At 68.7% G+C, this 15719-nt stretch carries 14 protein-coding genes; 10 read left to right on the forward strand and 4 right to left on the reverse strand.

Annotated features, from left to right (window positions below):
* The 7 genes from A5760_RS02580 to A5760_RS02610 form a co-directional block, all read left to right on the forward strand.
* A partial coding sequence (locus tag A5760_RS02580) for a helix-turn-helix domain-containing protein (RefSeq protein WP_064877545.1) occupies positions 1–345 on the forward strand: 345 nt, incomplete at its 5' end.
* A complete protein-coding gene (locus tag A5760_RS02585; RefSeq protein WP_064877546.1) occupies positions 346–831 on the forward strand; it encodes a hypothetical protein in 486 nt (161 codons plus the stop codon).
* A complete protein-coding gene (locus A5760_RS02590) occupies positions 828–2051 on the forward strand; it encodes a DUF6545 domain-containing protein (RefSeq protein ID WP_082279307.1) in 1224 nt (407 codons plus the stop codon). The genes A5760_RS02585 and A5760_RS02590 overlap by 4 nt, the downstream gene beginning before the upstream one ends.
* Positions 2052–2178: 127 nt before the next feature.
* On the forward strand, positions 2179–3210 hold the full coding sequence (locus A5760_RS02595; RefSeq protein WP_064877547.1) for a methyltransferase: 1032 nt from the start codon (positions 2179–2181) through the stop codon (positions 3208–3210).
* A gap of 47 nt (positions 3211–3257) precedes the next feature.
* Positions 3258–4064, forward strand: a complete 807-nt coding sequence (locus tag A5760_RS02600) for an MBL fold metallo-hydrolase (RefSeq protein WP_064877548.1) — start codon at positions 3258–3260, stop codon at positions 4062–4064.
* Positions 4065–4272: 208 nt separating this feature from the next.
* The gene (locus tag A5760_RS02605; RefSeq protein WP_064877549.1) at positions 4273–5415 is read left to right on the forward strand and encodes a PPE family protein; all 1143 of its coding nucleotides are present in this window, start codon (positions 4273–4275) and stop codon (positions 5413–5415) included.
* A 158-nt stretch (positions 5416–5573) separates the two neighbouring features.
* Positions 5574–6722: a PPE family protein gene (locus tag A5760_RS02610; protein WP_064877550.1), complete on the forward strand. Its 1149-nt coding sequence runs from the start codon at positions 5574–5576 to the stop codon at positions 6720–6722.
* Here the strand turns inward: A5760_RS02610 and A5760_RS02615 are convergent.
* Positions 6653–7312, reverse strand: coding sequence for a DUF5994 family protein (locus A5760_RS02615; protein WP_064877551.1), 660 nt, complete (start codon positions 7310–7312; stop codon positions 6653–6655). The genes A5760_RS02610 and A5760_RS02615 overlap by 70 nt on opposite strands.
* A gap of 145 nt (positions 7313–7457) precedes the next feature.
* On the opposite strand from A5760_RS02615, the gene A5760_RS02620 reads away from it, so the two are divergent.
* Positions 7458–8456, forward strand: coding sequence for a magnesium transporter CorA family protein (locus A5760_RS02620; protein WP_064877552.1), 999 nt, complete (start codon positions 7458–7460; stop codon positions 8454–8456).
* Between the two features lie 141 nt (positions 8457–8597).
* Positions 8598–8759, forward strand: coding sequence for a hypothetical protein (locus A5760_RS26510; RefSeq protein WP_155764179.1), 162 nt, complete (start codon positions 8598–8600; stop codon positions 8757–8759).
* A 3-nt stretch (positions 8760–8762) separates the two neighbouring features.
* Here the strand turns inward: A5760_RS26510 and A5760_RS02625 are convergent, their stop codons facing one another.
* Positions 8763–9128 (reverse strand): DUF732 domain-containing protein, encoded by a 366-nt coding sequence (locus tag A5760_RS02625; protein ID WP_064877553.1) that lies wholly within the window; start codon positions 9126–9128, stop codon positions 8763–8765.
* A 191-nt stretch (positions 9129–9319) separates the two neighbouring features.
* On the opposite strand from A5760_RS02625, the gene A5760_RS02630 reads away from it, so the two are divergent.
* Positions 9320–10237 carry an alpha/beta hydrolase family esterase gene (locus A5760_RS02630; RefSeq protein ID WP_064877554.1) on the forward strand — a complete coding sequence of 306 codons (918 nt, stop codon included), beginning with the start codon at positions 9320–9322 and terminating at the stop codon, positions 10235–10237.
* Positions 10238–10309: 72 nt separating this feature from the next.
* Here the strand turns inward: A5760_RS02630 and nei2 are convergent, their stop codons facing one another.
* A complete protein-coding gene (gene nei2 / locus A5760_RS02635; RefSeq protein ID WP_064877555.1) occupies positions 10310–11065 on the reverse strand; it encodes an endonuclease VIII Nei2 in 756 nt (251 codons plus the stop codon).
* A 1-nt stretch (position 11066) separates the two neighbouring features.
* A complete protein-coding gene (locus tag A5760_RS02640; protein WP_064877556.1) occupies positions 11067–15692 on the reverse strand; it encodes an ATP-dependent helicase in 4626 nt (1541 codons plus the stop codon).
* Positions 15693–15719: the final 27 nt, after the last annotated feature.

Raw genomic sequence — 15719 nt, forward strand, 5'->3', positions numbered from 1 at the left:
GCCGCCGCGGCCGCTATCACCAAGAAAACCGGCGTATCGATCAGTCCGGCCTATCTCTGGCAGCTCAGAAGCGGCGTCAAAAGAAACCCCACGGTCGCGCATTTGCGGGCGATCGCAGACTTTTTCGGGGTGCCGGCGTCCTACCTCATCGATCGCGACCCAGATCAGAAGATCGACGCACAGCTGACCTTGATCCAAGCGCTGCGCGACGTCGGGGTACGGGATTTGGCGGTGCGCACGTCCGGACTGACCCCGGAAGCCATAACGAGTTTGGCGGCGATGGTCGACGAGGTTCGCAAACTCCAAGACCTGCCGGTGATACCTCGCGAAGGCGGTGAGGCGTAGATGGCATCCAAAGGTGACATGCTCGCGTTGGTTCGCACGCTGCCCGTTCCCGTGCCCTGGGATCGCGCGGCGTTCATCGACGGTGTCGCCGGCTTGCGGGGCCGGCCGATTCGCCTGGTGCCGACGGTAGACGAGCTCGCACTGGGCCCCTGCGGGGTGTGGCTGAAGCGCGACGAAGACGACATCATCATCCACGAGGCGGGTACCTCGGAATATCACATCGACCAGATCGTGTGCCACGAAATCGGGCACATGGTGTTGGAACATGATGGCGGGTCGCGAGGGGACGCGGAGCACTACCCCAAGATGATCTTTGGGAGCGCACTGGCCGGATTCGACGCCGGCACCGGGGTGATATTGGGCCGCACCAGCTTCGATGACGACCGCGAACGCGATGCTGAGATGTTCGCGTCGTTGGTGATGCTCGCTGCCGCCGAGGCCGGTGCGCGGCCGTCGATGATGAGCAGCGTGTTCTTCCGCCGGTGAGCGCGTCCACTGTGCCAGGCATCATCGCCTGGCCTTTGATCGCCTTCATGATGCTGGTGCTGGCGGGGCGCTACCGATGGTGCAACAGCAACCTCTATGAGAAGTATTTCAACAGCACATTGGCGCTCATGCTGCTGGCTCAGTTGTTGCGCGAGCACCTTGTGCAAGACTCGCTCGTCCGAACGGCCTTCATGACGATGCCCGGCACGTGGCAATTGGGCACCGCGGTGTTGAGCTACAGCTACGCCGAATTCATCGGGTTCACCCTGTTGTGGTCGGGGCTGTCAGAAGCCGAAACCCGCCGTAGGCACCAGTATTATCGCCTGGCGGGTGTGCTGCTTGCGGTCGGGTTGCTCGTCTTCGGTACCGGTGCCCGAATGGCGGCACAGTCCCTGGAGTTCACAACTGGCTGGGACTCCGTGACGACCTTGACTTGCTTTATTGCCATGCCGATGGTCCTGGTGGCGCGCGTGATCTGGAATTCCCTGCGCGAGTTGCGGATTGCCGACAGGCGGCGGGAGCGCCTGATCGCCATCAGCACCCTGTCGATGGGGCTGACGGCCGTGGTGACAGCGCTCCATGAAGCCGCTCTGCAGATATCCGATCGACTTGGCTGGACTCAGACCGCCGACTTCAGGCAGCAATTCCACGCGTCCTGCTTTTTCTACATGATATTCAGCCTGTTCGTGATCGCCCCTGTCCCTCTTGCGATGAAGCTGCGTCATTCCCTCGGGCTGGATCCCGTCAGCCGCAGTTGGTGCGAATTGCAGCCGCTGCGACAGGCCATGAGAGTCGTTGTCCCAGAACGTGTCTTCGAACGCGGCGATGACGAGCCGGGGCGCCAGAAGACGGAGTTGCAGCTGCACCAGACCGTGGTCGAGATCCGCGACGCGATCTTGGGGCTGCGCCCATATTTCCGTGCAATACCCGGCGATGATCTGCGCCGCTTTCTCGCCGAGCCCCATAAGGTGCCGGCGCGCGACCGCCACGCGGCTATCTCAGCCCTGCGCCTGGCTTACGCCGCCAGAGCTAAAGCTGCCAGCGTCGCGCCGGAGCCCGCCGACGTCGACTCGACATCGATCGTCGCGTCCCGGGCGGCGACGCTTCGACAGGAAGCGGCCGAACTGACGATGCTGGCGAAATGGTGGCCGGCCGCTTACGCGGCTGCTGAGAAGAACATCGAATCCGCGGCCGAGACGAAAGCGAGCTCGACACCATGACCCCGCCCGCCGCAACGCCGGTCCCGCGGTGATCGGCGAGCGGCGATAGGTATCGGCGATGCGCTTCCCTACCTTGCCATTACCGCTTTCGGTCGCGCGCGCCGTATTCGGTGTCCGGCGGCGTGTCGTGGATCTCGCGGATGCCGCGGTGCCCGGAGAGTTCACCCTATTCTCAGATGTTGCGTTCGGGCTGCAGAAGCTGAAAATCGCAGGCGTGCTTGTCTCTTCGGGGTTGGCCGATGCCGTGGGCAAGGGTTCATCTGATCCCGTCGAGCTGGCCCACCAACTGGCGTTGGACCCGGACGTGACGGTCAGAATCGTCAACGCCGCGACCGGGTCCCGGCTCATGCGACTGGACCGTCAGGGCTGTGCGCGCATGACGAAGATCGGCGCACCGCTGTGCCGCGAACACCCCAGATCGATCGCCTCCTGGGTTGCGTACTACGCGCACCCCGAGACGGCGGCCACGTATGCACACCTCGACACCCAGCTGCGCACGGGGCCCGAAAGATCGGGATATCAACTGGAATTCGGCAAGTCGATGTGGGATTACCTGGCTGACCGCCCAGGGATGAGAGGCGCATTCGATGACGCGATGCGCCAGCTCAGCCAGTTCGACCTCGCCGGTATCGCGCGGACCTACCCCTGGCCGAGGCGCGGAACCATCTGCGATATCGCCGGAGGGGTTGGGCACATGCTTGCGGCCATCCTCGAGAATCGACCTCACGCTCGCGGGATCCTGCTCGATTCGCCCGAGGTCATCGAGCGGGCCGATGCATTTCTACGCGAGCGAGGGTTGGCCGACCGGATCGAGCGCCGCACCGCCGACCTGTTCGGTCAGCTCGACGCCCGCGCGGACGTCTACACGATGAAGTGGATCCTGCACGACTGGGGTGATGAGGCCTGCCGCGAAATCCTCAAGCGGGTCCGCGCCACCATGCCGTCCGGTTCGAGGCTGGTCGTGATCGATCTGCACCACGAGTCGGGCCACCTGGCCGGGTTCACAGCGATGATCGACGTATGGATGCTTGTTTGCTGCGAGGGCGGTCGGGAACGGTCGCCGCGGCAGGTGCACGCTCTGATGCGCGACGTCGGGTTCATACCTGGACGAATCCGGCACTTCGGGCCGACGATGCTGGTCGAGGCAATCGCCCCGTAAGCCGCGCCGGGCGGCATGGACGACGCGGGACCGGGTAGCCCGCGGCTATGGACATCACCGTCACGTTCGTCGGCAACGCCACCACGCTGATTTACGCGGGCGGGCTGACGCTGCTGACCGACCCCAACTTCCTGCACCGGGGGCAACGCGCCTACCTCGGGCACGGGCTGGTGTCCAAGCGGCTCAAGGAGCCGGCGTTGCGCCTCAGCGACCTGCCGCCGGTCGACGCGATCGTGCTGTCACACATGCACGGCGATCACTGGGACAGGGTGGCGCAGCGGGGCCTCGACCACGAACTGCCCGTCGTCACCACCCCACACGCCGCCAAACGGCTGCACCGGCGTGGCTTCGCGCGGGCGCGTGGCCTGCAGACGTGGCAGCAGCACGCGATCACAAAGGGCGGCACGACGCTCACCCTCACGTCGCTGCCGGGGCGCCACGCGCCCGGGTGGAGTCAGCGCCTGCTCCCGCCGGTGATGGGCACCATGCTGGAGGTGGCCGCCGACGATGGCTCGCCGCGGCGCCGGCTCTACATCTCCGGGGACACCCTGCTGATCGAGGAGCTCAAGGAGATCCCCGCGCGGTTCGACCCGATCGACGCGGGCATGCTGCACCTCGGCGGCACCCGGCTGCCGGCCGGAAACCGGCTTCCGTTCGGACTGACGGTGACGATGGACGGCCGGCAGGGCGCCGAACTGGTCGCGATGCTGGCCCTCCCGAAGGCCATCCCGGTGCACTTCGACGACTACGCGGCCTTCGCGTCGCCCCTGGCCGACTTCACCCGGGAGATGCAGCGGCGCGGCCTGGGGGACCGGATCATCGCGTTGAACCGCGGCGGCTCGGTGACGGTTTAGCGGACGGCGGGTGTCGGTTAAAAGACCCTGGCCAGCAAATGTCAAATCGCTCTCAGCCAAAGGTATAGGGTGTCCTAACACGTGGCGGTCGAACTGGGAGGTACCGACCGCAGGTGACAGGCTTCGACGTGCAGAGTTTCGAGGTTCTTCGCGGCCTGGTTAACGCAAATTTGCTGAGGTGTTCTCAGCGTGGGCATTGTGAGATGTGATGGATCTTTTTGCACCCCCCGAGGTCACCTCGACGCTCATCCACACCGGGCCGGGAGCGGGCTCGCTGATCGAGGCCGCCGGCGCGTGGCAACGGCTTGCCGTCGAGCTGGAGAATTCGGTCTCCACCTATGCCTCGACGTTGTCGTCGCTCATCGAGTCCTGGGACGGTCCGTCGGCGATGGCGATGCTGCAGTCCGTTCAGCCCTACCTGCTGTGGCTGCGTGAGACGGCGCAGCAATCCGCCCAGATGGCCACGTCGGCTGAGAGCGCCGCGTCGGCGTTCACCGCCGCCCGCTCGTCGATCGTCCCGCCATCGGTGGTCACCGCCAACCGGACGCGCCTGGCGCAGCTGCTGGCCACCAACCGGTTCGGCACCAACACGGCGGCCATCGCCCAGGCCGAAGAGGAATACCAGACCATGTGGGCGAACAACTCGGCGGCGATGACCCGCTACCAGGCGACCTCGTCGCAGGCGACCACGCAGCTGTCGCAGTTCAATTCGCCGCTGGCGATCACCAATCCATCCGGCACGGCCAACCAGCAGCTCGCGGTGAGCAATGCCTCCCTGTTGAGCTCCGGCGATACGGCCTCGTCGGTGGGGTCGGTGCTGAACTCTCTCAACATGCCTGGAGGGTTCGACCCCAACGCCGGCTGGTTCAACTACTTCAGCACCTGGGGCAACCAGTTCATATCGTCCGGCTTCCCCATCAACCTGCTCGGCGTGTGGGCACAGCTGGCGACCGCCCAAGGGGTTCAGTCCGTGGGCGGTGACATCGGCAGCGGCCTGTCGGAAGGCCTGGGAGCGGCCACGGCGAGCCTGTCCAACGCGGTCAAGGGTCTCGGCGCGGGCATGGCGCCCTCGGGGGCGATGGGCGTGGGGGTGACGGTGGGCAAGCTCACCGCGCCCCCAGCCGTTGTGGGGCTGCTGCCGGGCACGCAGACCGGGGTGCAGCTCGCGTCCGCGGCCTCGCCGCTGCCGGCGGCGGAATCGGGGCTGCCTCTGATGCCGATGATGGTGCCGCCGACGACGGGCTCGGCCGGCACCGGCTGGCGCAAGCGCAGACAGCAGAAGTACGAGGACGTCGCCGTGGGCCGGGAGGTCAAGGGCAAAGTGATGCCTCGAAACCCATCCGCGGGATGACGTCGATGGTGCCCCACGACTGCGGACACCGAACCCCGCGTTCAACGGCGACCGGCAGCGGGACACCGCGGTGTCTGATCGCCACCGGACCGCGAATTGCCGGACGGGCCAACGCGCGGCGTTCGCCCCACCCACGTTCTTTCCCGAGGTAAAGGTTCATGGATTTCGGGATGCTGCCGCCGGAGGTCACTTCGGCGCTGATCCACTGTGGGCCCGGCGCTTGGTCATGGATCGCGGCCGCCGGTGCCTGGCAGGAGCTCAGCATGGAGCTCGAGCAATCCGCCGCCGGCTACAGCGCGGAGCTGTCGTGGGTGATGACGACGTGGCACGGCCCGTCCGCCTTGGCGATGGCCCAAGCGCTGGAACCCTATCTGGACTGGCTGCGCGTCACCGCGCAGCAGTGCCAGGAGGTCGCCACCTCGGTGCAGGTGATGACCGCGGCGTTCGAGTTGACGCACTGGACGGTGGTGCACCCCTCGCTGGTGGCCGCCAACCGCGCACGGCTGGCGATGTTGTTGGCCACCAACTTCTTCGGGATCAACTACCCGGCGATCGCCGAAACCGAAGCCGAGTACAACACCATGTGGGTGAACAACTCGGCGGCGATGGTCCGCTACGCCGCGACCTCGGCGAGTACCGTCCGACCGCCCTCCTTCGCGCCGCCGCCGCAGGTCGCCAAACCCTCCGGCGTGACGACACAGGCCGCCATGGTGCCGGCCGTGACCGCCGGTAACTCCGGGACGCAGAGCGCCACCGGGGTCGCCGGATCCATCCAGGCCGCCTCCCTCGCCTTGTTCGATCCCGACTCGGGCTGGTTCAAATACTGGAGCACGTGGGGATGGCAGGGTATCGCCGCGGCCGGGTTCCCGGTCAACCTTCTCGGCGTGTTGGCGCAAGTGGGGACCGCGAACGCGTTTCAGGCGCTGGGCGCCGACGTCGGCACCGGCCTGGCCGAGGGCACGGCCGCGCTTGCGTCATCCGAGGCGCAGCTGATCGGCGCGGTCAACGCCGCCGGGGCCTGGGCGCCCCGCGCGGCGCTGGGCGTCGGTATCTCACTCGGCAACCTGACCATGCCGCCCGCGACGGTGGGAATGCTGGGATCGTCGGCGCCGGTGCAGCTGGTGTCAGCCGTCTCCGCGCTGCCCCCTGGCACCGGCCAGACCCCCATGCTTCCGATGGTCCCGATGCGCCCCGGAGGCGGCTCGGCGGACGGTCGCCGGCGTAAGGGTGGACGCGACTACGACGATATTGAGTACGGTGCGGAGCTGCCGGGCACCGTGATGAACAGGCCGCCGTCGGCGGGATAGCGCTGGTTGGGCGACTCCATCATGCGGTTGCGGACGATGTGTTCGACGAGGATGGGAACGAAGGTCTGCACCGGCGCGTCGATGAATCGTTGCGCCGTCTCCTCGCACCAGCGCCTGATCTGAGCGGTCCGCCGCTCGTCACCGAGCCCCTCGTGACGGGCCAGCTTGTCGGCCACGTCCGCCACCGACCGCCCAACGGTGACCCGGACGGCCCGGGACACCACGGCCTCGGCGGGTGCCCGCACCGCGTCGAGTGCCCGGCGCGCGACGTCCTCGTCGGTGTCCGGCCGGATGACATGCAACGTGATGTGGCGGCCGTTCTCGCCCATCACGATGACGCTGGCCTCCTCGTCATTGACAAAGCCCAGTAATTCGATTGTGTGCCCGTCGATTTCAACCAGCGGCGGTGTCTCGTGCCAGGCGTTGCGGCGGTAGCCCACCATGACGATCTGCCCCAGCCGGTCGGATAGCGACGCCACCAGGGCGGGCAGCTCGCCGGCCAGGTTCGTCGACCGAGGCCACCAGGCGCCGTCGATGTGCTCGGATACCGCCCGATATGTCTTGAGCTGCAACCGGTTTGATTGCTCCATGTCACCCACCTGCTCGCCAAAATTCCCGGATTGGCCCGACGGCCCCCCAGCAACATCAAGACCATCACGGATAGTCGGCGGCCGCTGCGCCAGGGAGTGGCTGGCGGGTTTACCGATCGTGAACAACGATTGAGAAGATGTTGTGATGCAGATCGCTTCGAGTGTCCAGGGCCGGGTGTGGCGCGGCGGCAAGGCGCAGGACGACTTCGAGTTCGACAAGATCTCGGACTACCTCACCGAACCCGACACCCTGGTGTGGGCCGACCTGTGCGAACCGGACCACGACACGCTGTGCGGCCTGGCCGACGAAATCGGCCTCAATCGCTGGGCCGTCGAAGACGCCGTGGCGGCCGCCGAGCGGGTCAAGGCCACCGCCTACGAAAGCCACACCTTCTTCACCGTCTATGCCGTCGACGTCGCAACGGACACAGCCGATACCGGCGAGCGGATGCTGTCGATGCAACGCATTTCGGGATTCGTGCTGCCGCAGGGGCTGATCACCGTGCGCCTGACACCCAACTTCGACATGACGCAGGTGACCCGGCGGTGGCAAGAGATCGGCGGCCAGAGCTACGGCGTCGGCGCGCTGGTGCACGGCCTGCTCGACGTGGTGGTGGACAGCCATTTCGCCGCCGTGGAGGCCCTCGATGACTGCATCGAAGAGATCGAGGACGAGCTGTTCGACGGCAGGCCCCGCAAGGGAGTCTTTCAGCGCCGCACCTTCCGGCTGCGCAGGGATCTGGTGAACCTGCGCCGGGTCGCGCTGCCCATGCGCGATGTCGTCAATGCGATTGCGCATCACCGTGTTTCGGACGGCTCCGATCGCCGACTGGACCCGCTGTACGCCGACCTGTACGACCACGTGCTGCGGGTGTCCGAATGGACGGAATCGTTGCGCGACATGATCACAACCATTTTCGAGACCAACCTGTCGCTGCAGGACGCCCGGTTGAACATTGTCATGAAGAAGCTGACGGGATGGGCCGCCATCATCGCCGTGCCGACGGCGATCACGGGCTTCTACGGCCAGAATGTGCCCTACCCGGGCTTCGGCACGCACGCCGGGTTCGCGGCCAGTACCGGCGTGATACTCGTCTTGATGGTGGTGCTCTACGTGTTGTTCAAGCGCCGCGACTGGCTGTAGGCCGCGACGGGTTACCGGGCGAAGGACGGCGCCGAAATGCCTTGGTGGATACCCTGATTGATGTTGTCCCGCAGGGCGGGGCTGCCCGGTGGATCGGAATCCTTACAGGCGCAGCCGAGATGACTGAAGGGATTGGGGTCGGTGCTGGCCGATGCCGTGGCTGCGCTGGAAACGCCGAGAGCGATCGCCATACCCGCGACACCGAACAAAAGTTTCGGAATCATTTTCGGCCTTGAAATTCTTCGTTTCGGATACCGCGAATTTTATCCGCGATTGCATCACGAGCCGGTCAACCGGCTGTAAATTTCAGGACCCGGACGATGCCGCCGCGTCCGCGTACTTCGGGCAGTACGCCTTGATGCTGACCCCGACGAAATAGCCGGCGTGATAGCTGTCCAGGGTGCTGCTGGACAGCACACTGTTGGCGACCTGTTCCGGCGTCTGGCCCATATCGAGTTCGTGACACACGGTGTGCCCGGAGTTGACCGCGGCGTCGGGTGACTCGTAATTGATGCCCTTGGCTTTCAGCGCGGCCAGGAAGGCGTCATCGGGAGAGGTGGCGTGCGCGGTGGCGGCCGCGGCCAGCACGCCGAGCAGCCCGGCCACCGGCGCCACGCCTATCCCCAGGAGCGACAGCGGCCGGATGGGCTTGCGTATCTGGGTGGTCGTCATTTCTGATACTCCCGTGGAACAGAAGTGCCGTTGCTTGCTGAAGGCGGGACTAGTTCGAATGTTTGCATGTCGGGGCGTCACCCGGCGCCGGATCGCCGATAATGCGGTGTGTGCCACACAAGGGTTTGCTCCGCCGTCGGACACGCGTTACCGGCGAGCCCTCGTCGACGCGCCGTCGGTGATCTGACGAAATGGCATACGCGCGGTGGCTGTGGCTCGCTGTGGTGGCGATATGCGTGGTCGGCTGCGGTGTGCGGCACGTGTCGGCGGCCAGCGCTCGAGACATTTCCGGCACTTTTCGATCCGGCGGCATGGACCGAACCTACATGTTGCACGTGCCGGCGGGCGACCCCGTCGGACTGGTGCTCAGTCTGCACGGAGGCGGCGGCACCGGCATCTCGCAGCGCGGCCTGACGGGCTTCGACACCGTTGCTGATGCCCACAACCTGTTGGTGGCCTACCCCGACGGCTACGACAAAAGCTGGGCAGACGGGCGCGGCGCCTCACCCGCCGACCGCCGCCACATCAACGATGTGGCCTTTCTCGTCGGGCTGGTGAACAAGCTGCAGAACGATTACGGCATCGCGCCCGGGCACGTCTTCGTCACCGGGATGTCCAACGGCGGGTTCATGACCAACCGGCTGGCGTGCGACCGCGCCGACCTGTTCGCCGCCGTCGCCCCGGTGGCGGGCACCCTGGGCGTGGGGGTGGCCTGCAACCCGTCGCAGCCGGTGTCGGTCTGGGAAGCCCACGGGACGGCCGATCCGCTGGTGCCGTTCAAGGGTGGGGCGGTGCGCGGGCGCGGCGGGGTCAGCCACTCCATCTCGGTGGACAGCATGGTCGCCAAGTGGCGCTCGGCAGATGGGTGCCAGGGCGAGCCGGCCATGGAGGCGCTGCCCGACGTCCGCGACGGCACCGTTGTGCACCGCTACGAGTCCACGGGATGCGCGGCGAACACCGAGGTGGTGTTCTACAGGATCGACAGCGGCGGCCACACCTGGCCCGGCGGCAAGCAGTATCTACCCGCGGCCGTCATCGGCCCCACCACCCGCGCGCTCGACGGATCCGAGGCCATCGCCCAGTTCTTCCTCGCGCACGCCCGCGACTAGCGGTCGCAAGCGCGGCGGAGCCGGGCGCAGCGGGTCGCCGCCATCAGGACTAGCGGCGATCGCAAGCGCGCCTCAGCGCTGGCAGGACGGGCACCAGTACGTCACCCGTTCGCCGGTGTCGTCGAAGTTGATCCGGGTGCCGCAGCGGCAGCACGCCTGCCCGGATCGCCCGTAGACCCACAGCTGGCGTCCGGTCCGGGTGTCGCCGGTGGTACACCGGTTCCAGCGGAAGCGATTGAGCCACAACATGTCCCGCGCGCGGGAGACCAGGCGATGGGGGTCGGTGATGTCGCGCACCGGTGCGGTGGGCAGATGCCCGAAAAGGAAACACAATTCGTTGCTGTAGACGTTGCCGACCCCGGCCAGCACCCGCTGGTCCAGCAGCGCCTCGGCGATCGGCCGGTCCGGGTCGGCCGTCAGGTTGGTGGCGGCGAGCACGGGATCCCAATCCTCGCCCAGCAGATCGGGGCCCAGGTGTGCGACGGCGTCACCGTCCCGCTCTCGCTCCAGGACCTCCAGCACGCCGAGGTCGACCCCGACGGCGCGGACGCTGTCGGTTTCCAGGATGATGCGCGCGCGGTGGTCGACCCGTACCTTGCGGTTGCCGACCCGCCAGCTGCCGTCCATCTTCAGGTGCGAGTGAATGCTGGCGGCTCCCACCCGGACGAACAGGTGCTTGCCGCGGCTGAGCACCTCGTCGACCACCTGCCCGGTGAGATCGACGGTGGCGAACCGCGGCACCCGGATGTCGCAGCGGGTCAGGGTGCCACCGACCAGGTGCTCGCGCAGCACGGCGGCGGTGTGCCAGACGGTGTCGCCTTCGGGCATGTCAGCGCAGCCGCATTCCGCGCGGAGTGCGGGCGAAGCCGGCGTCGGAGAGCGCATCGGCCGGGCCGGGCCCGTCCGCGCGGGGCTGCAGGGCCGGCACCCCGTCGATGCGCTCGACCAGGATCGACGCGACGCGCCGGGACGCGACCAGGTCCGCCAGCGCCGTCGCCGCGGCGTGATTGGCGGCGGGGTCGTCCGTGAACGTGAGCAGCGACCGCCCGCCGCGCTCGAGGAACCAGGCCAGCTCACCGTCCACCAGCACCACCAGTGCGCCGGCCTTGCGGCCCGGGCGCGCCCCCGGCCCCCCGGACCCCGAGCCCTCGGCGCGGGGGGCGGGCCAGGGCAGCGCGGCGCCGTAGGGGTTGGCCGGGTCCGCGGCGGCCAGCGCGATCGCCCGGTACTCGGGCCGTTCCGGGTCGATCCCGTCGGAGTAGGCGCGCAGCCGGTCGACCGTCGACGCGACCGCGAACTGCGCGCCGCCCAGCGACTCGATGAAGTAGCCGCGCTGGCACCGGCCGGCGTCCTCGAAGGTGCTCAGCACCTTGTACAGGGTGGCGAACCCGCCGGGCACGCCCTCGGCGGCCACCGCGCCCCGGGTCAGCACGCCGTGGCGGCCCAGCAGGAGTTCGGCTTGGTAGTGGGCGCGCAGCGTGGAGTCCGGTTCCCGGGCCGGCAGGATCGACCACCGGCCGGCCACGGTCGGGTCGGCGGGCCTCGCCTGCGGGTGCGCGACGCTGTATCGGCTCAGCCGCGGCGGGCGATGCGACCGGTGCGCGGGCGCGGAACGCTTGCGGGTGCCGGCGCCCGCAAGCAGTGCACGCACCGGGGCGAACGTGTCGCCGGTGATCCAGCCGGCCCAGATCAGTTCCCACAGCGCGGATTTGAGCTCGGACTCGGGCATCCCGTCCTGCGCGAGCTGGCGGAAGAAGTAGGCGCCCCCCGGCGCGAGCGTGTCCAGGACCGCGCGGTGCGCGTCGCCCAGTTCGATGTCGGCCGGCCCGGGCAGCGTCAACGGCGCGGATTCGCTGGGGTGCAACGCGATCCAGCCGTCACCGCTGGATATCGATCCGGCGCCCGACCAGGTGACCTCGCCGGTGGCGAGCAGCTCGTCGAGCAGCGCGGGGGAGTAGTCGCGGACCCTGGGGGCCAGCACCAGTGGCTCGATCGCCGACGCGGGCATCTTCACCCCGGCCAGCTGATCGATCACCGTCATCAGGCCGTCCAGTCCGGAATGGCTTGGGGAGCGCGATGATTCGGCCGCCCCCACCCGGTGCCAGGCTGGCAGGAACCGGCCGTAGGCGGCCGTGCTGACCGGCTCGACCTGGGCCCGCAGCGCCGCCAGCGACCGTCGCCGCAAGATGCGCAGCACGTCGGCGTCGCACCACTGCTCACCCCCGGCCAGCGGGGCCCCGGGCATTTCGGCCGCGGCGACGAAGTCGCCGCGCACCAGCCGGCCGTCACCGGCCAGCCGGGCCAAGATGTCGGCGGTCACCCGCAGCCCCAGCCCGAACCGGGCGGCGGCCTCGCCGGTGGTGAACGGGGTGTGGGTGCGCGCGTAGCGGCCCAGCAATTCGCCCAGCGGGTCGGCCACCTCCTCCGTGAAGGCGGCCGGCACGCCGAGGGGAACCGCGATGCCGATGCCGTCGCGCAGCCGGCCGATGTCCTCGATGGCCACCCACCAGCTGCGGCCGGCGAACGACACCGTCAGCGCGCGACGGGCCGCGCGCAGCCCTTCCAGCCAGCCGCCCACATCGGCCCCGCCGGCGCGGGCGGCCACCTCGTCCTCGGTCAGCGGGCCCAGCAGCCGCAGCAGGTCCGCGACACCCTCGGCGTCGCGGGCCGCCCGGTCCGGCGCGAGGTGCTGAAGCTGGCGGCCGGTGGCGGTGATGATCTCGGGATCGAGCAGCTCGCGCAGCTCCACCCGGCCCAGCAGCTCGGCCAGCAGGGTGCTGTCCAGCGACAGCGCGGCGGCCCGGCGCTCGGCCAGCGGGCTGTCGCCTTCGTACATGAACGCGCCGACGTAGCCGAACAGCAGCGACGCCGCGAACGGCGACGGGCGCTGCGTCTCGACCTCGAGCACCCGCACCCGCCGCTGCGCGATGCCGGTCATCAGCAGCGTCAGGGCCGGGACGTCGTAGACGTCCTGCAGGCATTCGCGGATGGTCTCCAGCACCACCGGGAAGTCGGGGTATTTGCGGGCCACCTCCAGCAGCTGGGCGGCGCGCTGGCGCTGCTGCCACAGCGGTGAGCGGCGGCCGGGGTGCCTGCGGGGCAGCAGCAGGGCGCGGGCCGCGCATTCGCGGAACCGCGACGCGAACAGCGCCGAGCCGCCCACCTCGGCGGTGACGATCGGGTCGATCTCCTCGGCATCGAAGACGAAAAGGTCGGCGCCCGGCGGGGCGTCAGTTCCCGTGTCGGACGCGAAATCGGAAATAGTGTCGGGCAGCCGCACCACGACGCCGTCGTCGGAGGCGGTGGGCTTCTCGTCGATGCCGTAGCGCTCGCGCAGCCGGCGGGCCACCGCCAGCGCCAGCGGTCCGTTCACTCCAAGCCCGTACGGCGAGTGCAGGATCACCCGCCAGTCGCCCAGTTCGTCGCGGAACCGCTCGACCAGCAGGGTGGTGTCGGTGGGCACCACCCCGGCGGCGCTGCGCTGCTCGTCGAGCAGACCCCACAGGTTGTCGGTGGCGTACGCGTCGAAACCCAGTCCGGCGCAGCGGGTGTCGAAGGCCTCGCGCTTCAGCCCGGCCAGCTCGCCGGTGAACGCGCCGAGCGCGGCGCCCAGCTCGGCCGGGCGGCCCAGGCCGTCGCCGCGCCAGAACGGCAGCCGGGCCGGCTGGCCGGGTGCCGGGATGACGAGTACCCGGTCGTGGGTGATCTCGGTGATCCGCCAGCTGGTGGCGCCCAGCGAGATGACGTCGCCGGGACGCGACTCGTAGACCATCTCCTCTTCGAGTTCGCCTACCCGCGACGGCTTTTCGGCTTCGGATGCGAGGTAGACGGTGAACAGCCCGCGATCGGGGATGGCGCCGCCGGAGGTCACGGCCAGCCGCTGCGCGCCGGGCCGGGCGGTCAGCGTGCCGGTGTCGCGGTCGTAGACCAATCGCGGTCGCAGCTCGGCGAATTCGGTGGACGGGTACTTGCCGCTCAACAGGTCCAGGGTGGCCTCGTACACGCTGCGGGGCAGCGTCGCGAACGGCGCGGCCCGCCGGACGGTGTCGAACCACCGGTCGGCGTCGAGCGGTTCCAGCGCGGCCGCCGCCACGGTCTGCTGCGCCAGGATGTCGAGCGGATTGGCGGGCACCCGCATGGTTTCGATCTGGCCGGTCAGCATGCGCTGCACGCTGACCGCGCAGCCGATCAGGTCGGTGCGGTGCTTGGGGAACAGCACCCCCTGCGAGACCTCGCCCACCTGGTGTCCGGCCCGGCCGATGCGCTGCAAACCGCTGGCCACCGACGGCGGCGCCTCCACCTGGATCACCAGATCGACGGCGCCCATGTCGATACCCAGCTCCAGGCTCGAGGTGGCCACCACCGCCTTGAGCGTTCCGCGTTTGAGGTCCTCTTCGACCAGGGCGCGCTGTTCCTTGCTGACCGAACCGTGGTGGGCACGGGCCAGTATCGGGTCCGCGCCGTAGGTCTGGCCGCTGCCCATGATGTGCGCCGGCGCACCGCCGGCCACCTTCGGATTGGCGTCCGTGGACAGCTCGACGCCGCTGCGTTCGGCGTGAATCTCGTTGAGGCGTGCGGTAAGTCGCTCGGCCAGCCGGCGCGAGTTGGCGAAGACGATGGTCGAGCTGTGCGATTCGATCAGGTCGACCAGGCGGTTCTCGACGTCGGGCCAGATTGTGTTGCTGGCCAGGTTGGCCATGTCGGGCACCGGCACCTGCACCGTGAGCTCGACCGTCTTGGCCGACGGCGGGGCCACGATGGTCGTCGGCGCCTGCCCGGACAGGAACCGGGCGAGCTCCTCGGGCGGGCGCACGGTCGCCGACAACCCGATGCGCTGCGCGGGCTTGTCCTCCCGCAGCGCGTCGAGGCGCTCCAGCGACACGGCCAGGTGCGCGCCGCGCTTGCCGGCGGCGATGGCATGGATCTCGTCCACGATCACCGTCTGCACGCCGGCCAACGTCTCGCGCGCGGCCGAGGTGAGCATCAGAAACAGCGACTCGGGTGTGGTGATCAGCACGTCGGGCGGGCGGTTGATCAGCTGGCGGCGGGTGGCGGGCGGGGTGTCGCCGGAGCGCACCCCGACGCTGATGTCCGGGGCCGGCAGGCCCTGGCGCTCGGCGATGCGGGTGAGGCCGGCCAGGGGAGTGCGCAGGTTGCGTTCGACGTCGACGGCCAGCGCCTTGAGCGGGGAGACGTAGAGCACGCGGGTGCCGGGCGGGCGCTGTGTCGACTCGGCCAGGCTGTCCAGCGCCCACAGGAACGCCGCCAGCGTCTTACCCGAGCCGGTCGGGGCGATCACCAGGGTGTTGTGGCCGTCGGCGATCGCGTTCCAGGCCTCGGCCTGGGCGGTGGTGGGGCTGTCGAAGGTGCTGGTGAACCACTCGCGGGTGATCGCGCTGAACCGGCCCAACGGGTCGGAACGGCCGTGCGGCCCGGAATCAGCGCGAGTGCTCACCTATCCATGGTGCCAACGGGCACCGAC

Source organism: Mycobacterium colombiense, from assembly GCF_001665835.1.
Lineage (GTDB): Bacteria > Actinomycetota > Actinomycetes > Mycobacteriales > Mycobacteriaceae > Mycobacterium > Mycobacterium colombiense_A.

Bases quoted from the DNA above. Each gene is read 5' to 3' on its own strand.
- A5760_RS02585 (WP_064877546.1), top strand. From the start codon at position 346: ATGGCATCCAAAGGTGACATGCTCGCGTTGGTTCGCACGCTGCCCGTT.
- A5760_RS02600 (WP_064877548.1), top strand. From the start codon at position 3,258: ATGGACATCACCGTCACGTTCGTCGGCAACGCCACCACGCTGATTTAC.
- A5760_RS02605 (WP_064877549.1), top strand. From the start codon at position 4,273: ATGGATCTTTTTGCACCCCCCGAGGTCACCTCGACGCTCATCCACACC.
- A5760_RS02610 (WP_064877550.1), top strand. From the start codon at position 5,574: ATGGATTTCGGGATGCTGCCGCCGGAGGTCACTTCGGCGCTGATCCAC.
- A5760_RS02615 (WP_064877551.1), bottom strand. From the start codon at position 7,312: ATGGAGCAATCAAACCGGTTGCAGCTCAAGACATATCGGGCGGTATCC.
- A5760_RS02620 (WP_064877552.1), top strand. From the start codon at position 7,458: ATGCAGATCGCTTCGAGTGTCCAGGGCCGGGTGTGGCGCGGCGGCAAG.
- A5760_RS02625 (WP_064877553.1), bottom strand. From the start codon at position 9,128: ATGACGACCACCCAGATACGCAAGCCCATCCGGCCGCTGTCGCTCCTG.
- A5760_RS02630 (WP_064877554.1), top strand. From the start codon at position 9,320: ATGGCATACGCGCGGTGGCTGTGGCTCGCTGTGGTGGCGATATGCGTG.
- nei2 (WP_064877555.1), bottom strand. From the start codon at position 11,065: ATGCCCGAAGGCGACACCGTCTGGCACACCGCCGCCGTGCTGCGCGAG.